The organism is Mucilaginibacter sp. SJ (assembly GCF_028993635.1).
Taxonomy (GTDB): domain Bacteria; phylum Bacteroidota; class Bacteroidia; order Sphingobacteriales; family Sphingobacteriaceae; genus Mucilaginibacter.
Genome location: NZ_CP118631.1, coordinates 2,505,668 through 2,525,495, shown reverse-complemented (window position 1 = coordinate 2,525,495; position 19,828 = coordinate 2,505,668). Strand labels below are relative to the sequence as shown.

Sequence of the window (19,828 nt, the reverse complement as noted above, 5' to 3'; positions counted from 1 at the left end):
AGATATTAAAATATGAAAATACTATGGCATTTGCGGTGATATTATTTTACCTCGAACACATAGCTGCCCGCATTTATTTTATACAACGCAGGGTTGTTGATTGCTTTGCCCGCAAGATAAACTTTACCAGCCGGGAAGCTAATTGTTGCACTTGAGTTTGCAGGCACGGTTACTTTATAAGTTACACTGTTACCGGTGCGTTGCCACGATGAAACAATGTTACCATAAGGCCCTTTGTGCGTAGCCGTAAACTCATTTAAACCCGGTACAAAGTGCGGTTGCAATAATACATTTTTAAAGCCGGGATGCTCGGGATCGGGGTGAATACCTGCAATGCCTTTGTATAACCATGCGCCGATTTCACCAAACATGATGTGGTTAAGCGAGATGTCGGATTTTGCGTCAATAGCCCAGTTTTCATACAGGGTGGTAGCGCCGTTCACCATCCACCATCCCCATGATGGGAATGTTTCCTGCGATGCTATTTTGTAGGCTACGTCAGGATAACCGTTATCACTCAATGCACTCAAAATGGCTTTTGCACCAAGGATTCCCACATCTAAGTGGAAATTATCGGCTTCAACACGTTTAGCCAGGTTGGCGGCAACTTTGCTTTTCATGTTATCGGGAACTACTCCCCAGTAAAGTGGCACGCTTAGCTCTGTTTGCAGGCCTTTGCCATAAATGCCGGTGGTAGTATCTAAATATTTGGCGTTAATGGCATTTTTGATTTTGTTGGCTAATGCTGAGTATTTTACATAGTCGCTCTGTTTGCCTAATATTTTGGCTGCTTTGGCCAGGATGCTGGCATCGGTATAGTAATAAACCGATGAAGTAAGCTCAACCGGCGAAACTGATTTTACCGGTACCCAATCGCCCAGGCCCCAGGTGGTAAGGCCGGTTGGGTAAAGCTCGTCAATATGGTTTACGTATTTTTCAATGGCTGTATAGTTATCGGCAAGGAGTTTGCTATCGCCATAAAACAAATAAATATTGTAAGGGATAATGGCGATGGTACTTGTCCAATCGGGGCCATTACCCCATTCGTAGCCCCAGCCGCCCGTTGGGATAATGGATGGTAATACGCCGTTAGGTTGCTGCTCATCGCGATGGTCGGCCAGCCATTTTTCGTAAACAGTGATGCCGTCAAAGTTGTATAAACCCGTTTCGCTCGCGATATGGGCGTCGCCGGTCCAACCGTTTTTTTCCCGCTGTGGACAATCGGTAGGGTAACCGAACAGGTTGCTGAGGTAGCTATTGTTGGTAGCCGTCCAGATTTGGTTAATGGTTTGATTGGATGCTTTAACTGTACCAATAGGCTCCACATCGCTGTGCATAAAAAACGCTTTGATGTTTTCTTTGCCGATTTGAATATGCTTGCTGCTGCTCACCTCGATGTACTGAAACCCTTTGTAGTTAAAACGCGGCGAAAATGTTTCCTCGCCTTTGCCTCCCAAAATGAAAATATCGGTCTGGAATGGATCTTTATCATCGGTAGGGCGGTAATGCAGATCGATGTTTGATTGATCAACGTGTCCGTTTTTGTTTAATCTTTCGGCATGTTTAAGACGGATCACCGTGCCCGAATCACCTTTAACAGTGATCTGGCTTACGCCCGAAATATTTCTGCCCATATCAAACACCCAAACATCGCTGTCAATTTTGGTAACGCTTTTGGTGTAGATGGTATCAACCGCACGAATGGGCTGCATAGCCTGCGATACGATGTTCATGGATGGAGCTGAGCGGTTAATGGCAGGTTTCCATTTTTTGTCGTCAAAATTGGCGGTGTTCCACCCCGGTTGTTCTAAGCGACCGTCGTAATGCTCGGCAGTATAGATACTGTTGAAAACGACAGGACTAAGCGATGTTTTCCAATCGGTGCCCGATTTTACGGTTTCAACCGTACCATCGGTATAGGTAATGCGCAGATCCATACAAAACGCCGGGCGACCGCGCCATGGCGCCTGGTGAAAAAACCAAACCGCAGTACTTTGATGATTGTACCAACCGTTGCCCAGCAACACGCCCACTGCGTTTTTACCGCTTTGCAGCTGCGCGGTAACATCATATGAAACGTAAAGCGTGCGCCTGTCGAACCGGGTATACATAGGATCGAGACGGTGATTGCCGATCTTTTTACCGTTGATATAAAGTTCATACAAACCGGCAACTGCAATATAAGCCCTTGCCGAGCGGACTTGCTTGATTACCTTAAACGTATTGCGAAAATAAGGGGCAGGGTTTACTGCTATCCCTTTATTATCGCTTATCCATGAGCCCTTCCAGTTTTGCATGCCCATCATGCCGGTTTCAAAACTGTTTATAGCTGATGGAGCAAGCTTTTTACCTGTCCGATCCCAAAGCTGAACCAACCAGAAATACTTAGTAAAAGGTTTTAGTTGCTGGCCACTATAAATAGCAAGATTGTTTGATGAAGCAATTTTGGATGTAGTCCATGAGCTGCCTTTGCTTGTCGAAACAGCAACCGAATCGGTACCAACAAATAACTGGTAAGCACTTTGAGCTGCTCCCTGTGCTTTATCATTCATCAACCAGCTTAAGCGGGGATGGGCATTGTCGATCCCTATCGGGTTTACAAGATATTCGGATTTAAGACCTGCAGCCCCGGGCGTTTGGGCTTGTGTTACCGAAAAAAAGTAAAATGATAAGGCAATGCTAAGCAATGGCTTACATAAAGGGTGTTTCATGTGGTTAAGATAACGGTTTATACAATATTGGCCAAAGCTTATGATAAGTTGTCACAATCAACAATGTTAACCGGATAGATTGGGATTGGCATCCTGAACTGTCTGAACCGGGATTTTGACCGTCGATTTTTTTGATTACGTTGATTTCGCCGATTTTTCTTCGCACGTTCAAGCGTGGAATGCTTGCAACTGAATTTCTTAATTCACAATTCTTCACTTATAAAATTCACGCCGCCGCTCGGTTCCGGCCGAGTGGCAACTATCAGACGGCCTCTGGCCGGCGTATAGAAAAGGCCAGAGGCCGTCGGAAATAATGACCACTCGGCTGGAGTCACGCGGTTGCAATATTAAATAATACTCAACAATGCACATAAATTCACAAATTTATACATTTGCACCATGAGCAAGCTATGGCAAAAAACTACCAACGTTAACGAACTGGTTGAAAACTTTACTGTTGGTCGCGACCGCGAATTTGATGAGCAAATGGCTGCGTTTGATGTTTTGGGGTCACTGGCCCATACCCGCATGCTGCAAAGCGTTGGGCTGATGGACAGCACCGACCTGGAGCTTGTTCAACGCGAGTTGAAAAATATTTACGCCGATATTGCCAAAGGCGGTTTCAAGATCGATGAGCATGTGGAAGATGTGCACTCGCAGGTTGAGTTGCTGCTTACACAACGCATTGGTGATGCCGGGAAAAAGATCCACAGCGGCCGCTCCCGTAACGACCAGGTTTTAGTCGATCTTAAGCTTTTCTTTCGCCATCAGTTGCAGGAAGTTGTTGAAAGCACCGAAACCTTGTTCCGCCAGCTTATTGAACTGAGCGAAAAACACAAAGATGTTTTATTGCCGGGTTATACCCACCTGCAGGTGGCCATGCCATCATCATTTGGCTTATGGTTTGGCGCCTATGCCGAAAGTTTGGTTGATGACCTTGAACTGGTTTTGGCTGCTTATCGCATCACCAACAAAAACCCGCTGGGTTCGGCTGCCGGTTACGGATCATCGTTTCCGCTTAACCGTACCTTAACTACACAGCTTTTAGGTTTCGATAACCTGAATTATAATGTTGTTTACGCACAAATGGGCCGCGGTAAAACCGAGCGAATTATTGCACAAGCCTTATCAACCATAGCTGCAACGCTGGCTAAAATGGCTATGGATCAAACCCTGTATCTGAGCCAGAATTTTTCATTTGTAAGCTATCCTGATGCATTGACTACCGGCAGCAGCATCATGCCTCACAAAAAGAACCCCGATGTTTGGGAAATTATGCGCGGCAAATGTAATCGCCTGCAGGCCCTGCCTACTGATGTAGCTATGATGACCACTAATTTACCATCAGGTTATCACCGTGAGCTTCAGTTGTTAAAAGAGTTGTTGTTCCCAGCCTTTGCCGATCTGAAACACTGCATCCAAATGGCAACCTTCATGCTGCAAAATATCACTGTAAAAACTGATATTTTGGACGATGCCAAATACGCTTACCTGTTTAGTGTAGAGGAAGTGAACCGTTTAACGCTGAGCGGTACACCATTCCGCGATGCTTATAAACAGATTGGTTTGGCTATTGAAGCAGGCAATTTTAACCCTGATAAAACGGTGAACCATACTCATGAGGGTAGCATCGGTAATTTGGGCAATGAGCAGATCTCTGCTTCGTTTAATAAACTGATCGATAATTTTGATTTCGGAAAAGTAGAGCAGGCAATAAAAGGATTGGTTGAATAGATATAATGGTCATCTTACTCGATTTAGATGGTGTTTCAGTAACCGAACCGTCATGGAGAAAAGTTGAATCAGAAGCAGACGGATTCATGCGGTTTAATAAAGAATCCGCAGATAACCTTCGCGATATTTTAGAACAGACAAATGCTGCTGTAGTTTTAACCACTACTCATCGGATCAATTTTACGAATAAGCAATGGTTAGAGATTTTTCGGGTAAGAGGAATATCTGTAGGCAATATTTCAAAGCTGAACGACAAACAGTCTCTTGCTGAAATGAAAGACCGGGGAACGGAAATAGAAGATTGGGTGAGGGGCAATCATGATACAAATTTTGTTATTCTTGATGATGATCAGTCAATAAATCAATTGCCTGAGTGGATAATAAAGCGATGGGTGAAAATAAAGCCATTTAAAGGAATTGGTGATGAGGCAAAAGAAAAAGCTTTATCGATCCTGTTAGAGCAGTGAAATCAAATAAATCAACCCAATCAAAATATCAAAAAATAAAAATCAGCGAAATCAACGTAATCAAATAAATCAACGGTCATGAATGGACAAAACAGAAGCGATATATACCCAGGCCTTGAGGTTGATATCATACTGAAAAAAGATCAGCGTACAGGTACGCTAACCCGGGGCTTTGTAAAACGGTTGCTCACCAGCGCGGCTTACCACTCGCGCGGAATAAAAGTGCAGTTGGATGACGGGCAGGTAGGCCGTGTGGCCTGGATTGTTGAGGAAGACGATTTTTAGTATCTTCATTTAATCTACATCAAACATTATCATATTTATGGTGTAGCTTAAATTGTATGCCTCAAAAAGCCAAAGCCAAAACAAAAGTTTTTTTTAGTCTTGATGCCCATCACCGCCTCCTGATCTCGTTAGGAGCTGCAGCAATAACATTATTTTTCTCCTGGGCCCATTTTTCGGCGCCAACGGTGGCATTAGTAACCTGGATAGCATTTGGTTTATGCATCATTATTATGGATTGGATCATTATTCTGACGGCTAACCCCGCCGATATCCGTAAAATAGCCAGTATCGAAGACTCAAGCCGCACGCTGATATTTTTGTTTGTGATAGCATCATCGCTGATGAGTTTGCTGGCAATAGTATTTCTGTTGTTATCCACAAAAAACCAGTCAGATGCGGTTGTGACGGCGCGGGTTTTATTGGCCATGGCATCGGTTATTGTTTCATGGTGGCTGGTACACACTATATTCACCTTGCGTTATGCCCATATGTATTATACTACAGATCCCGATGATGATAAAAAACTCAAACATCTCGGCGGTCTCGAATTTCCGGGCGATGAAAAAGAGCCGGATTACCTCGATTTTGTATATTTTTCTTTTGTAGTAGGCATGACTTTCCAGGTATCTGACGTGGAGATCTCCGCACGCTCTATCCGCAGGCTGGCCTGGCTGCATGGGTTGATTTCTTTTGCGTTTAATACAGCTATTGTGGCATTGAGCATTAATGTGATATCGGGGATGATATCTAAATAAGGGTAAATAAATAAAAATAGGGTGTCATGCTGAGTGTTTAAATCCAGCGGCCTCTGAAGGGGAAATGACAAAAGAGGGCCTGTCAGTCTGAGCCTGTCGAAGACTCGTGCGGAGAGGCCTGCCGCCATACTTCGACGAGCTCAGTATGACACCCGTTTGAAGTTGTCATGGGTAGCTTGTCGAAGCATGGCGGATGGGGCCTCCACGCGCGACCCTTCGACAAGCTCAGGGTGACGGGGCTTTCTCCGTACATGATAATCTACCACCTCATTGTAACATTTCACTATCTGCACCCTCCCCTCCTTTCAAAGTAGTTAAATATTTTGTTACTTGTAATGCCTTTTATTTAAACAGTTATGCACAGAAGAAATTTCCTCAAAACCGGTTCATTAGCTGGGTTAACGATATCTACTTTAGTAGCGGCATCCTGCAATCAGCCATCTGCCGAAAATAAAGCCGATGAAACTGCCGCTGCCGATAACAGTAAGGACGATATATTTGAATTGAGCGAAATAACCATTGCCGATCTGCAGCAAAAAATGCAGAGCAAGCAATTTACTTCAAGGCTGATTACCGAACTGTACCTGAAACGCATTGATCAGATAGATAAAAAAGGCATCATGCTTAACTCGGTTATCGAGCTTAATAAAGATGCCTTGAACATGGCCGATGCGATGGACCGGGAACGTGAAAAGGGTAAGGTGCGTGGTCCGCTGCATGGTATACCTGTGCTGATAAAGGATAATATTAATACCGGCGATAACATGCACACCACGGCGGGCTCATTAGCTTTGGCCGATAATTTTGCTAAACAGGACGCCTTTATAGTGCATAAGCTTCGTGAGGCGGGGGCGGTGATATTGGGGAAAACCAATTTGAGCGAGTGGGCGAATTTTCGCTCTACACATTCAACCAGCGCCTGGAGCAGCAGGGGAGGGCAAACCAAATGTCCTTATATTTTAGACAGGAACCCCAGTGGCTCAAGCGCCGGTACGGGAACGGCTGTAGCTGCCAACCTTTGCGTTGCGGGCATCGGTACCGAAACCAACGGCTCGATAGTCTCGCCATCGTCGGTTAACGGCCTGGTAGGCATTAAACCTACAGTGGGCCTATGGAGCAGGTCGGGCATAATCCCCATTTCCAAAACCCAGGATACCGCCGGGCCTATGGCGCGTACCGTTAAAGATGCCGCGATACTGCTTGGCGCGCTTACCGGTGTTGATACGCTCGACCTGGCAACGCTTGGCAGTAAAGGCAGGGTTGAGGCGGATTATACCAAATTTTTAGATGTTAATGGTTTACAAGGCAAACGGCTGGGTATTGAAAAAACAGCGTTTGACGATAAGCCGGCCGTTGTTGCATTATTACAGGATGCCATCAAAACCCTGAAAAGCAAAGGTGCCGAAGTGGTGGAGATTGAACTGAACAAGGAGCTGAAAACCATAGGGAAAAATGAATTTACCGTGCTGCTTTATGAATTTAAAGACGGCCTTAATCAATACTTTGGCAACGCAAACAGCAAAATAAAAACCCTGGCCGATGTAATTGCCTTTAACAAGCAAAATGAGGTTAAAGCAATGCCTTTCTTTAAACAGGAAACGATGGAGTTAGCTCAAGCCAAAGGTGACCTGAACAGTAAGGAGTATCTTGACGCAGTTAAGCAAACCAATACAGGTACCCGTAAAGTTATTGACGATATGCTGGCCAAATATAAACTTGATGCCATCATAGGTACCACTAATGGCCCGGCTGTATGTATCGACCTGGTAAATGGCGACTATGATAATGGTTTTAGCTTTTCAGGCCCTGCAGCTATGGCGGGGTATCCGCATATTACAGTGCCCATGGGGTTGGCCCATGGCCTGCCGGTTGGGTTATCGTTTTTTAGTACAGCCTACAAAGAGGGCGACATTATAAAATTGGGATATGCTTATGAGCAGGCATCTAAAAAGCGGGTAGCACCGCTGTTTAAGCCCGATCTGTTTGCTTAATTTTGTATGATGGAAGCAACGCTTACTGTTCCGAAAAAGATACTGGCCCGTCAGCATGAAATTACCGCCGACTATCTGAAGGCCATTGACAAACACCTTGAGGATGTGCTGAACAACCGCGTATTGGACATGTACGAGATCCGTGATTTTGCTGATGAAATGCATATCCATCCTACCCATTTGAGCAATACTATTAAACTCACCACAGGCAAACATCCCTGTTTCTTTTTCGAGGAAAAAATCATGGGGATTGCCAAAACCATGCTTCAGGAAAATACAGTAAGCGTAGCCGAAATAGCTAACCGGCTTACTTTCGACCCGTCAAACTTTACCAAGTTTTTTAAGCGTTTTGAGGGAGTTACACCAAAACAGTATCGTGAACAGTGGCTGGTAAGGAACCTTGATTTATAGGATTGGAGGATTACAGGATAAAATTGTTAAAGAGTTGTGCCGTTTTGCGGGCAGTCCTATAGTGATACCGTTTAACGTGTATTTTTGCGATGATGCGCTGGGACGCGTTAGTGATAGTAGCGGATACCGGCAAGTGGTTAAGGCCTTGCGCAGTATGAGCGGATAGCACGGGCCGCAGGCAACGCCCATATTTATAAAACCGATCTCCAAATATCCTTAATAATCAATGACCTATAAATGTGTCATTATAAGCGTAGCGTGGCAATCGCATACTATACAGAGCGGCTATACCTCTATGCGACTCCCACGCTACGCTCGCAATGCTATATTTTCTCTATTCTATGACGGTTTTTTAAAGCGGGAGATAAAGCCGGCTAATAATATATTATAGATAAAGTATAAAGCAGATTTTACTAACGCCTGCTGTTATCCCTGAAATTTTGAGTACGTACGGCAATTTGTTCTAAAGTAAGTTCGCCGTATTTTTTAGCGCGATCTGCCCATTCGGGGGCGTTGTCAACCAGGTTATCGATAATTGATTTACCGTCGGGTCCTTTTTTGGTTACGTAATTTATTCCGTAAGCAACTGCAGCACCTATAGCAAGAGTTTTGATAAAGCCCATAATTTATTTTTCTTTTCTGATATATGACAATGATGATGCCAGTTTGTTACTTCACCTGATAAAAGCTTCTATATTTGAAGTACTTAAACACCATAACCGCCATATGTTTTTTATTTTTTCAAAAGTTCTTTCGTTTTTAATGAATTTGCTTCTATGGGTATTCGCAATTTTATTGATAGCCCTTTTTTCAAAGAACGTAAAACGTAAACGGAAATTTTTGCTTGCAGGTATTATTGTGCTTTATATTTTCTCTAATTCATTGTTACTTAACCTGGTTAGCTGGTGTTGGGATGTCAGGGAAACCGCTGTACCAACTGGTAAAAAGTATACCTGTGCTATAGTGCTGGGTGGTTTTAGCTCGGATGATGGCGATGGCGGCGGTTTCTTTAACTCTGCCGCTGATAGGTTTATCCAGGGTGTTCGTTTGCAAAAAACAGGTAAAGTTAGCCATCTTCTTATCACAGGAGGAAACGGGCTTTTGAGGCCATCGGGTTTTAGGGAGGCTGATTGGGTAAGGGAGCAACTCAGGGAAATGCAGGTTCCGGATAGTTGCGTACTAAGCGAACCGAAATCCCGCAATACTATTGAAAATGCCGCTTTTTCAAAAGAACTCTTGCAGCAGCATAAACTTAAAGGACCTTATTTACTGGTTACCTCGGCATTCCATATGCGCCGTTCCCTGATGATATTTAAAAAACAGGGAGTTGACGTGGTTGCATATCCCTGCAATTTTTCCAGCCGCAGGTTTTCGGTATCTGCCGATGATTTCCTGCCTAATGCAGGTGCTTTAGCAGGCTGGGGGACTTATATAAAGGAAGCCATCGGCTATATGGTAACCCGGTATTTTAAGTGATCAACCTTGTTTAAGATGCCCCATATTTGGGGTAATACCAGGCTCCCGGCGGTTATGTTTATTCCAATTGGCTATATCCACCAATCCGGGCGGCGTTTGATAATGATTTGGGTTGGCGCCGCATCTTACAATAAATTTTCCTTTGGCCTGTGCAATTACCGGCCTGCTGCCGCAGATGATGCAAGGCTCGCAAAAAATAGATACCTGAATTTTAATGGGTTCGCTCATAATAGACTAAGGTGCCATCAATCGCGTGAAAATTCAATACCAAGTAGTTGGTATTTTTAGCAGTGTGGCGCTGTTCATTTTTTAACAGGCTGGTGCATCATCAATTGTTCAATGTCCTTTGCAATATCCCCGGGCTGCATGGCAAATTGAAGATACAGAAACCGTTCTCCCGGTACCACTACATTAGTACCGTTGTCCTTTATTTCCATGTTAAGTTTGCGATAGGTAAAATAAGGTTTGGGCCCACTGATGGCTGTTAGTACGGCGGTTTCGTCCCAACTGTTTCGGCCGGTTGTGTTGTTGTCTTTTGTAAGTGCTACCTGGAAGGCGTCTTTTACGGGGCTATTTTTTATTGATGTATTGTTGATCAGGCGGATTCCGATCAGGATTTTTTCACCTATTTCAAAACCGCTAAGGGTAATAGGTGTAGGCCAGTCTTTAAACACTTTTTGCGCAGAGCCTGCGTCCACATTGACATTGTATTCGCTAAAGGTTTTACCGTCGGCACCTATTCCTGTAGCCATGGATACCAGTTTTTTTACTTTCTTTTTCACCAGTTGTTCTCCATCCAGCTTGCTGTATTTATCAGCTCCCGACCGGAGCAGATCGGCCAGGTTGGTGAAAAAGCCCACCGAAATAATAGTTACGCTGCCATCGGGTTGCTTTGCCAGCACCTTGCGGTAAAGTGCTACCGCTTCAACTGCCTGGCTGTTTGATTTTACGTTGTGCGGGTATTTGGCAATAATAGCCTGGGCCCATTGCTGTGCACAGTCTTTATTGGGCTTGTCTTTTTTTACAATACCTATCGGGATATTGGGCCTGCCAAAATAGGTATTGATCACGCTGATGGTTGGTGCGGTAGTTTCAAAGGCATTGCATGATATGGTAGCTAATATTTTGGCCTCACCCTTATCTGCAAAGGCATGCAGCATAGCCATTGCACCAACATCGTCATAATCTCCGGCAATATCCGTGTCGAAAATAACAGGGACAGGGCTGTGTTTTTGCGCTTTGACAAAGTTGAGGTTAAAAATCAATGCGGGGATGAATAATACTGATTTGAATTTCATTGTATGCAATAAAATAAAAGGTAGTTGGGTCCGAAAAAAATGTATCGGCAAATAAATGGTTTATGAATAACCGGTAAATAAATCTCGCATTATTTAACTACTTTGGCAAGTATTAATTTATAACGAACGACGCTAATCAAATGACTTATTGCCTGGGAATTAAAGTTAAAGAGGGTTTATTGGCCATTGCCGATACCCGTATAACTTCGGGGACGGATACCACTGTAAAAAAGAAGATCACCATTGAACAAAAGGATCATTTTTCACTATTTATCATGACCAGCGGCTTGCGCTCGGTGCGCGATAAGGCCGTGATATATTTTAATGAATTATTGGAGACAGCCGAGTTTAATAAGATGTACAAGGCTGTGAATGCATTTGGCGAACAGGTAAAGCGTGCGGCCCAGGAAGATAAGGAGTCACTTGACGCTTCCGGGTTACGATTTGACTTGAATACCATCATCGGCGGGCAATTGCGCGATGATGATGAACACAAGCTTTTTTTGCTATATCCCGAAGGAAACTGGGTGGAGTTAGGGCAGGGGGCACCATATGTGGTTATCGGTAATTCGGGGCATGGTAAAGCTATCCTTAACCGTATCCTTAATGAAGATTCGAGCCTGAAACTGGCGCTGAAAACAGGTTTTCTTTCCTTTGATTCAACAAGGGTAAGCTCGAACAATGTCGATTTCCCGATAGATGTGGCTGTTTATAAAAAGGATAGTTTCAATATTGTTGAACAGCGTTATAATAAGCAGGACCTTGAACATATCTCAACCCAATGGGCCGAGGAATTGAAACTGGCACTTGAGCATATTTCGGAGGATTGGATGGATGCCACATTTAACAAATTAGAAGAAATAAAAACAGAAAGCTGATAACATGAAATTCGATGTGTTTACCCAAATGGAATACGTAGTACGGTCGCCGGGCACATTGATTTTAAACATACACGCATTACGCAGCCCAAGCCAAACGGTAATAAGTGAAGAATTTGGCCTGGAACCCTATATTAAGTTTGAAGAGCTGCAAACCCTGCAGGGCGAAAATCGTTTGGTACGTTTTGATGTAGGTGCCGATACGCCCAACATTAAAGTTGCCTACAAAGCTACGGTTGATAATTGTTATGAAATAACCGATTTCGGTAATTTACAGGAAACCCACGTTTCTGAGTTGCCCTCGCCGGTGCTGCCATATTTAAATCCAAGCCGCTATTGTCAGTCGGACAAATTATACCGGCTTGCACATAATATGTTCGGGCATGTTACCAATCCTTTTGAGCAGGTGGCCGAATTGACCAACTGGATCAACAAAAATGTACAATATTTAAGCGGATCCACCAATTCACAAACATCGGCTTTTGATACCGTTACCGAACAGGCCGGCGTTTGCCGCGATTTTGCACACTTAGGCATAGCCCTTTGCCGTGCGCTGACCATACCTGCCCGCTATTTTACTGGGTACGCCTATCACTTGAAACCAGCCGATTTTCACGCCTGCTTTGAGGCTTATCTTGGTGGTAAGTGGATTCTTTTTGATGCCACGCGGCTGGTACCTTTAAACGGCCTCATCAAAATAGCTACCGGCCATGATGCTGCCGACTCGGCCATAGCTAATATTTTTGGCGATGTTACCTTTACCACCATGCAGGTAAGTTGTGAACTTGCCGAAGATGGCTTTGAGCCATTTTATTATAGTGATGGGGAGTTTAAAGGGTTGTCGTATTTGTAAGGAGCCTCACCCTAAATCCCTCTCCGGAAGAGAGGGACTTTAAAAATTCTCCCTTCCCGGGGGGATTAGGGGCGGCTTATCGTCTTCCTTTTTTAACCGGTACTTTTTTGCTCTCTCTTACAGCATAGATCCAGTTAATTGCCAGTACTGCTACGCAGATCAGTAACCCGAAAAACTCACGCACTTCTTCAACCCAGGGTTTTTCGGCTTTCATGGTTTGGACAAGGCTTTCGGCATGATGGAACTTAAACCAGTCGATAAGGCCGTTGTTATCAAATATCTTATAAATGGCATAACCTGTAAAAATGATTATGCCGGCTGCATAGCCAATGGGGTAAAATTCCTTTTTAGCTGCCAGGTAGCAAAACCAGGCACAATAAAGGTAAATGGGCATCCAAAGGTAAGGGTCGGGGTCGTTATACTGTAAACCCGCAAAAGTGACAAAAAGTACAACCCATATGATATTGAAGATCTTCATAAGTAAAAAGCAATTGCAATAATTTATACTGGTTATGGTGCTTAATATGCAGGTTAAGCAATGCTAAATATATGAAAATATGTTTCAGTACTTAAATAAGGAAATAACAATTATTGGTAGCCATTACCGCCCAATGCATTTTCAAAATTATATCCGCCCTAACATTAATTAAACATTGCTCAAACATTTTTTAACCTAATTCACTTCATCCTTTATAACTTTTGTAGCTGTATCTTTTAAATTGTTAGTGTATATGACTTTAACGGATTACCATTTTACCAGGCAACACTCCGGAAGGTTAAGAATTATACTGCCGCTTTTACTGTTCATGTTTTTCTGCAGCCAGCAAGTAGGGGCCCAGGTTAATATTTTTGACCTGCGTAAGGAAAAAGATACCATAACACGATTTTCAGATCCACCTGCAAAAAAGAAACGTTTTGGAAGGGCTGCCTTAGAGCTTGGCCTCGCCGAGATTGTGCCCTGGACATATGATCGCTATATAGTCAACGTTGATTATGCCCGGATTTCCTGGAAAACAACAGGCCATAACCTGAAACCAGGCAGTTGGACCTGGGACAATGATCCGTTTCAAACCAACCAGTTTGGACATCCATATCACGGCAGCATGTTTTATAGCGCCTTCAGGAGTAATGGTTTTAGTTTTTGGCAATCAGTACCGGCTACTATGGCGGGCAGTTATCTGTGGGAAACATTTGCCGAAAACCAGGCACCTGCCCCTAATGATTTTATCAACACCAGCTTTGGCGGCATAGTATTGGGCGAAATGACCTATCGGCTATCGAATAAGATCATTAATAATCACCGCCGCGGTTTTAAGCGGCAAGCCAGTGAGGTGCTGGGTTTTTTGGTTAACCCGATGAATGGCCTTAACCGCATTATTGATGGAAAATGGGGAAAGGTTGTTGGGCCGGCAAATAGGTCGCAGGATGATTCATCAAAAGTGAGTGCCGAATTTGATCTGGGTGCGCGTAAGTTTAACAGCGGCAACCAGGGATTGCTAACCCACGGACGGTTTGGTTGGTTTGGCAGGGCGAAGCTGCTTTACGGCGCGTCTAACGAAAATCTGCACACACCTTTCAGCAATATTTCCATCACAGCCGAGTTTGGGAAAGACGATAGCAGTGCGGTTAATGTGATCAGTGTTTACGGATCTCTTGCAGGATGGGACGTTTCGTTATCGGATAGCGTGGAGAACCTGATCATCATATCGGCTAATTATGATTACATACGTAATGCTGCGTTCTTTTACGGAGGGCAAAGCGTAAAGGCTAATCTACTATCTGAATTTAAATTATTGAATGGCTTTAAAGTGAATACTGCGGTGGGTGCGGGGCTTATCATTTTAGGAGCCGCTCCCGATCCCTATCTATATAGAGGGCGCAATTATGATTACGGCTCGGGTTTTGCCATAAATGGCAGAGCTGGTTTTAATATAGGTAATAGATTTTATTATAATATTAATTATCGGGGTAGTTGGCTCATGACTATTAATGGCAATAAGTCGCACTATTTTTTACATACCATAACCAATGAGATAAGTTACCGTGTGTTAAAAGACCTCTCGATAAGTGCCGAACCCGGATATTTCAGGCTGGAAGGCAACTATAAAAATCATCCGGATGTGGATAAAACTTACCCCTACCTGCGGATTTCAACAAGGTACAGAGTTGACTTGTAAGCTATAAACAAAAAAGATTGGAAAAAATTTGATGTCGCGGGCAGATTCGAACTGCCGTTTAGGGTATTGCGGACCCCCACCTATCCTCTCGGTCACGCGACTTGAAAACCATAAAATTCACTTAATCAGATCGGTTGTGGGGTGTAGATATAATTATCTCTCTCCCGTTTTGCACAGGAGCAGGAATTAGCACCTTTTACATTATGCGGATGTACAGGTTGCTAAGACGTCTTTGGGCCTTTCCCTCAGTCTTTCTTGATAAGTTATGAAAAGAACATTTTGTCGTTGTTGACAATGCAAATGTAATAATAAATTATATAATTCCTATAGTTTTAGTAGTTTAATTAGTTTTTTATCTCTTATTTGTTGATTTTGAGGTTGATAAATTTATTGATGCTGTTTCAGTCCAATACTTTTGGGAATTTTTGGTAGAAATATTTTGGAAAAAAACTGAAATGGTCACCATTTAATCTGAAGTAGTCACCATAATTTTACTTCCTAACTATTGCACCTTTGTATTGTTAAAACATTAAAAAAACATCACAATGGGAACAAATAAAATTGCACTGATAACCGGCGGCAGCCGCGGGCTGGGTAAAAATGCTGCATTGCACCTGGCTAAAAAAGGTATTGATGTAATAGTTACTTATCGCAGTAAAAAAGAAGAAGCTGAAGCTGTAGTTGCTGAAATTGAATCGACGGGGCAAAAGGCTGCTGCTTTGCAACTGGATACAGGTATCGTATCCACCTTTGATGCTTTCATTACAAAGCTAAAAGCAATCCTGAGCGAAAAATGGGACCGTACTGCCTTTGATTTCCTGATCAATAACGCTGGTATCGACGCTGCCTCGCCATTTGCACAAACCACCGAAGAAGATTTTGACAACCTGTTTAATGTTCATTTTAAAGGTGTTTACTTTTTAACCCAAAAAAGTTTACCGGTAATTGCCGACGGCGGCCGGATCATTAATTTTTCGACCGGGTTGGCCCGTTTCTCAACTCCGGGGTATGCCGCTTATGCCTCCATGAAAGGTGCTATCGAGGTATTTACCAAATACCTGGCAAAAGAATTGGGCAGCCGTGGTATAGCCGCAAATGTCGTTGCTCCGGGTATTATTCAAACTGATTTTACCAAAGCTGCATTTGATTCGCATCCCGGTTTGGAAGAAATGATGTCAAAGTCAACAGCTTTGGGCAGGGTAGGCCAGCCGGATGATATTGGTGGCATAGTAGCTTTCCTCTGCACTGAGGATGCCCGCTGGATCAACGCTCAGCGTATTGAGGCTTCGGGCGGGATGTTTCTTTAATTGGTGAATGGTTGATTGAGTTGATTAGGTGAGTGGTTATCTTAATTCTTGTTTATCCATCCATTCCAACTATTCACCTAATCAACTACTCACTTAATCAACCATTATACAATCCAACCAAATCACTATCTTTCGCACAAAAAAGCAAATGGAATTTGGTAGAGTAACGGACGAAGAATTATCCCGGGTTGATTTTACCCTGCCGGCCGATCCGCAGATAACTGTTGAAACCCTTGCCGCTGCAAAAAATGATGGGCCTTTGCAGGTACATGTTGGCTGCGCGAAATGGGGGCGCAAGGAATGGGTTGGAAAAATTTATCCGCCAAAAACCAAGGATGCCAATTTTTTAGATGAATACGTTAAGCACTTTGATTGCATTGAGCTTAACGCTACCTTTTACCAGGTTTACGGTCCGGATACCATTTCCAAATGGAAAGAAAAAGCCGATAGCAATCCAGGGTTTAAATTTTGTCCCAAATTTTCTCAAAGCATCAGTCACATTCGCCGGTTAAAAAACGCGGAGGATATCACGACCACATATTATGAAGGCATTTTGGCCTTCGGCGATAAGCTTGGTCCGCTGTTTTTGCAGTTGAGCGATAATTACACACCAAAGAGTTTTCCGGAGCTTAAAGCCTATCTTGAACAACTACCAAAAGATATTCCCGTATTTGTTGAACTGCGCCATAAAGACTGGTTTGCCGTTGCCGAAAACCGCCACAGGGTATTTAATCTTTTCCGCGATCTGAATATTGGCTCTATCATAACTGATGCCAGCGGCCGCCGCGATGTGGTGCATATGGCATTACCTACACCCCACGCCTTTATCCGTTTTGTAGGTAACAGCCTGCACCCAACAGATTATGCCCGCGTTGATGAATGGGTTGAGCGGATCAAAAACTGGAAAGATCAAGGCCTTAAATCGGTATGGTTTTTTATGCACCAGCATGATGAGCGCTACTCACCGGAACTTGCCGATTATGTGGTTGAAAAACTAAACGACGCTTTGGGCGCAAAACTAATGCGCCCGCAATTTATCCAGAGAGACGATAATAAGCCAACCGCCCAAACCTCGCTGTTATTGTAATGGCTCTGTTGTAGCCGGCGGAATTTTCATAGCCGGGTTAAAGTTGGGGATCAGCTGCCTCACCTTATCCGCGGTTGAATTGTTCATATCCAGGAACGACCAGTTTTTGCCTCCATCGCCGCTAACTGCCAGCAGGTTGCTGTGCATGGCCATACGGCCTTTAGGGCTTGCCATAATGATAGTTTCGGGCAGCAGGCAATGGATTTCCTTCCCGGCTTTATAAAATTTACCAGGGGTGCCAACTGTAATGTTTTCAAAGCTGATGCCCGCAGTTTTCATTTGCTGCATAGCTGTACCAATCATATCGGCCATTTTTTCTTTGCCGCCGGCCATTTGCACCGCTTTGGGATAAGTATAACTAACAATAGTCTTATAATCTCCTTTGGTCATGCTTTGGGCCATCAGGGTTGCCTGTTGTTTTACAACTACCGGATTTTGAGCATGTAATGCCAGCGGCGATAATATGATGATCAGGAGCTTGAATAAGTTTTTCATGGGGATCTTCTATTTTTTTATGAGGATTTCATCGGCAAGTTGATCTGTGCCATCAACTTTGCCACTGTATTTAAGTCCCAATATGCGATTTACTAAATTAAAAACATCAACATTTTTAAAAGAAGGTATTTGCTTACCGGTTTTAAATGTGTGTCCTCGGGCCATGTTGTAGAAGACAGACTTGCGAAGTTCTTAAAACTTCGCAAGTCTGTCCGGCTTATCATTGCACCCCGAAAGTTCGCCAGATTCGAAACTCAACATGAACTGCTAAAGTTTATCGGGCTTACTTCCTCTTCAACGCTTCCGCAATACCCTTTTCAACCAATGGCTCCATTACCCTGTACCCTTCAACAGTAGGGTGCACGCCGTCAGCGGCTAAATTTTTCGGCAAACCCTTGCGCTCGTCGGCCATGGCGCTATGGTAATCTACATAAACCATTTTGTTGGCATCGGCAAAGGCTTTAATCATGGCGTTAAGCTGCACCACTTTTTGCGCAGGTTCCATACCGGGACGCCATGGAAAGGCATAGGCGGGCAGTACTGAACATAACACCACTTTAATATTGGCAGCTTTGGCCAGCAATGCCATGGATTGGATATTGCCAAAAATATCTTCAATAGCTATCGGACCGTTATTTTGGGCGATGTCATTTATTCCTGCCAGGATCACCACGGCGCCAGGTTTCAGATCTATCACATCCTCACGAAAACGCACCAGCATTTGGGTGGTGGTTTGTCCGCTGATGCCGCGGTCAAAATATGGTTTACCGCTCCAGAAGGTTGAATCCCTGCTGATCCAGAAATCTGTAATGGAATCGCCCATATAAACTACACTTTTAGGGTTTGGGGCTGATGCTTTTACCTTTTCATTATCGGCCTTGTAACGGGTCATGTTTGCCCAGTCTTTATGAAATGCATCTTCCCATTGCTTATGGTAGGCTTCCCATTGATCGGCCCTTTCTTTAACTGATTTTACTTTAGGGTCTATGGGTTTTAAAAAACCTTTCAGATCGAGCCAGTCGTTAAAGCGGTCTATCCAGTTGTCGGTAGGCAGGCTTTGTTTGCGCATGCCAAAACCGTGGCCTCCTTTAGCGTACATATGCAGCTCGGCGCTATGTTTTGATGCCAGCCATTTGCTATAAAGCTCAATACTGTGCGGCGCAAGGCCGAGCTGGTCATCAGTAGCTGCAGCTATAAACATCGGCGGCGCATCGTCAGGGATTTTTGAGATCAGCTCTGGAGGCACGTATGCATAAATAGGCGCGTCGAAATCGGGTTTGTTAGCTGCGGTGTAATTGAAAGCTGCGGCACCGGCCAGTGTGCCGCCTGCCGAAAAGCCCATGATCCCGATTCGTTGCGGAGAAACATGGTATTCGGAGGCATGTTCACGCACATAAGTCAGCGCTGCATGCGCGTCAGCGATAGCCAGCGGAATAACCGGCGCTACCTGTTTAGGGAAATCCTTCTGACTCATTTTGGCTACCAATTCTTTTACCGGATCGTTAGTTAAACTGTGAGCCAACCTGTATTTCAATACAAAGCAGGCCACGCCCTGTTTATTAAGCCATTTTGCTACGTCATAACCCTCGCTGTTGATTGACAGGGTATGGAAGCCGCCACCCGGGCAAATAACCACCGCGGTGCCGGTAGCGATGGATGAATCGGGCAGGAAAACACCCAGGGAAGGGTGCGTAACATTATAAACTACTTTGGTATTAAACGCGTTGCTGTCGCTTTCGCCCTCGTTCCAGGTCCAGTTTTCAGAACCGGGAGCTGCGCCGGGGTAAAGCGGGATGATTTTTTGCTGGGCCTGTACGCCAAGGGCCGACAATAGGAGTAAGGTACCTATCAGTTTTAATTTCATGGGTGGTTAATTCAGGTTAAATGTTGATGTACAAAAATA

At 44.1% G+C, this 19,828-nt stretch carries 19 protein-coding genes and 1 riboswitch; of the genes, 12 read left to right on the top strand and 7 right to left on the bottom strand.

What is annotated here, in order from left to right; all coding sequences use genetic code 11:
- Nucleotides 1–41 precede the first annotated feature (41 nt).
- Nucleotides 42–2,711 carry an alpha-L-rhamnosidase gene (locus tag MusilaSJ_RS10050; protein ID WP_274989846.1) on the bottom strand — a complete coding sequence of 890 codons (2,670 nt, stop codon included), beginning with the start codon at nucleotides 2,709–2,711 and terminating at the stop codon, nucleotides 42–44.
- Nucleotides 2,712–3,110: 399 nt separating this feature from the next.
- Between MusilaSJ_RS10050 and argH the strand changes: the two genes are divergently transcribed.
- The 6 genes from argH to MusilaSJ_RS10020 all read left to right on the top strand — a co-directional run bounded on the left by argH (nucleotide 3,111) and on the right by MusilaSJ_RS10020 (nucleotide 8,354).
- On the top strand, nucleotides 3,111–4,445 hold the full coding sequence (gene argH / locus MusilaSJ_RS10045; RefSeq protein ID WP_274989845.1) for an argininosuccinate lyase: 1,335 nt from the start codon (nucleotides 3,111–3,113) through the stop codon (nucleotides 4,443–4,445).
- Nucleotides 4,446–4,450: 5 nt separating this feature from the next.
- Entirely contained in the window at nucleotides 4,451–4,912 is a 462-nt protein-coding gene (locus MusilaSJ_RS10040; protein WP_274989844.1) for an HAD domain-containing protein, read from the top strand.
- Between the two features lie 78 nt (nucleotides 4,913–4,990).
- Nucleotides 4,991–5,197 carry a YwbE family protein gene (locus tag MusilaSJ_RS10035; protein WP_091211944.1) on the top strand — a complete coding sequence of 69 codons (207 nt, stop codon included), beginning with the start codon at nucleotides 4,991–4,993 and terminating at the stop codon, nucleotides 5,195–5,197.
- Between the two features lie 56 nt (nucleotides 5,198–5,253).
- Nucleotides 5,254–5,952, top strand: coding sequence for a DUF1345 domain-containing protein (locus MusilaSJ_RS10030; protein ID WP_274989843.1), 699 nt, complete (start codon nucleotides 5,254–5,256; stop codon nucleotides 5,950–5,952).
- Nucleotides 5,953–6,308: 356 nt separating this feature from the next.
- Nucleotides 6,309–7,943, top strand: a complete 1,635-nt coding sequence (locus MusilaSJ_RS10025) for an amidase (RefSeq protein ID WP_274989842.1) — start codon at nucleotides 6,309–6,311, stop codon at nucleotides 7,941–7,943.
- 6 nt (nucleotides 7,944–7,949) lie between these two features.
- On the top strand, nucleotides 7,950–8,354 hold the full coding sequence (locus MusilaSJ_RS10020) for a helix-turn-helix domain-containing protein (protein ID WP_274989841.1): 405 nt from the start codon (nucleotides 7,950–7,952) through the stop codon (nucleotides 8,352–8,354).
- Between the two features lie 413 nt (nucleotides 8,355–8,767).
- Here the strand turns inward: MusilaSJ_RS10020 and MusilaSJ_RS10015 are convergent, their stop codons facing one another.
- Complete coding sequence (locus tag MusilaSJ_RS10015; RefSeq protein WP_091175047.1) at nucleotides 8,768–8,977, bottom strand: hypothetical protein; 210 nt, start codon at nucleotides 8,975–8,977, stop codon at nucleotides 8,768–8,770.
- A 139-nt stretch (nucleotides 8,978–9,116) separates the two neighbouring features.
- On the opposite strand from MusilaSJ_RS10015, the gene MusilaSJ_RS10010 reads away from it, so the two are divergent.
- Complete coding sequence (locus tag MusilaSJ_RS10010) at nucleotides 9,117–9,830, top strand: YdcF family protein (RefSeq protein WP_274989840.1); 714 nt, start codon at nucleotides 9,117–9,119, stop codon at nucleotides 9,828–9,830.
- On the opposite strand, the gene MusilaSJ_RS10005 is transcribed toward MusilaSJ_RS10010, so the two are convergent.
- Complete coding sequence (locus MusilaSJ_RS10005; protein ID WP_274989839.1) at nucleotides 9,831–10,058, bottom strand: hypothetical protein; 228 nt, start codon at nucleotides 10,056–10,058, stop codon at nucleotides 9,831–9,833. It abuts the gene before it with no gap.
- A gap of 74 nt (nucleotides 10,059–10,132) precedes the next feature.
- Nucleotides 10,133–11,128, bottom strand: a complete 996-nt coding sequence (locus MusilaSJ_RS10000) for a nucleoside hydrolase (RefSeq protein ID WP_274989838.1) — start codon at nucleotides 11,126–11,128, stop codon at nucleotides 10,133–10,135.
- A gap of 140 nt (nucleotides 11,129–11,268) precedes the next feature.
- Between MusilaSJ_RS10000 and MusilaSJ_RS09995 the strand changes: the two genes are divergently transcribed.
- Both MusilaSJ_RS09995 and MusilaSJ_RS09990 read left to right on the top strand, forming a co-directional pair.
- The gene (locus tag MusilaSJ_RS09995; RefSeq protein WP_274989837.1) at nucleotides 11,269–12,006 is read left to right on the top strand and encodes a proteasome-type protease; all 738 of its coding nucleotides are present in this window, start codon (nucleotides 11,269–11,271) and stop codon (nucleotides 12,004–12,006) included.
- A gap of 4 nt (nucleotides 12,007–12,010) precedes the next feature.
- Nucleotides 12,011–12,859 carry a transglutaminase-like domain-containing protein gene (locus MusilaSJ_RS09990; protein WP_274989836.1) on the top strand — a complete coding sequence of 283 codons (849 nt, stop codon included), beginning with the start codon at nucleotides 12,011–12,013 and terminating at the stop codon, nucleotides 12,857–12,859.
- A gap of 76 nt (nucleotides 12,860–12,935) precedes the next feature.
- Here the strand turns inward: MusilaSJ_RS09990 and MusilaSJ_RS09985 are convergent, their stop codons facing one another.
- The gene (locus MusilaSJ_RS09985) at nucleotides 12,936–13,337 is read right to left on the bottom strand and encodes a transmembrane 220 family protein (RefSeq protein ID WP_274989835.1); all 402 of its coding nucleotides are present in this window, start codon (nucleotides 13,335–13,337) and stop codon (nucleotides 12,936–12,938) included.
- Nucleotides 13,338–13,590: 253 nt separating this feature from the next.
- On the opposite strand from MusilaSJ_RS09985, the gene MusilaSJ_RS09980 reads away from it, so the two are divergent.
- From MusilaSJ_RS09980 to MusilaSJ_RS09970, 3 genes are all read left to right on the top strand, one after another.
- A complete protein-coding gene (locus tag MusilaSJ_RS09980) occupies nucleotides 13,591–15,036 on the top strand; it encodes a DUF3943 domain-containing protein (protein ID WP_274989834.1) in 1,446 nt (481 codons plus the stop codon).
- Between the two features lie 150 nt (nucleotides 15,037–15,186).
- Nucleotides 15,187–15,301, bottom strand: a riboswitch (SAM riboswitch).
- Between the two features lie 280 nt (nucleotides 15,302–15,581).
- Nucleotides 15,582–16,343 carry an SDR family oxidoreductase gene (locus MusilaSJ_RS09975; protein ID WP_274989833.1) on the top strand — a complete coding sequence of 254 codons (762 nt, stop codon included), beginning with the start codon at nucleotides 15,582–15,584 and terminating at the stop codon, nucleotides 16,341–16,343.
- A 148-nt stretch (nucleotides 16,344–16,491) separates the two neighbouring features.
- Entirely contained in the window at nucleotides 16,492–17,430 is a 939-nt protein-coding gene (locus MusilaSJ_RS09970; RefSeq protein ID WP_274989832.1) for a DUF72 domain-containing protein, read from the top strand.
- Here MusilaSJ_RS09970 and MusilaSJ_RS09965 read toward each other — a convergent pair.
- Nucleotides 17,422–17,925, bottom strand: coding sequence for a hypothetical protein (locus MusilaSJ_RS09965; RefSeq protein WP_176628555.1), 504 nt, complete (start codon nucleotides 17,923–17,925; stop codon nucleotides 17,422–17,424). The two genes, MusilaSJ_RS09970 and MusilaSJ_RS09965, sit on opposite strands and share 9 nt — an antisense overlap.
- Nucleotides 17,926–18,208: 283 nt before the next feature.
- Nucleotides 18,209–19,789 carry a GDSL-type esterase/lipase family protein gene (locus MusilaSJ_RS09960; protein WP_274989831.1) on the bottom strand — a complete coding sequence of 527 codons (1,581 nt, stop codon included), beginning with the start codon at nucleotides 19,787–19,789 and terminating at the stop codon, nucleotides 18,209–18,211.
- Nucleotides 19,790–19,828: the final 39 nt, after the last annotated feature.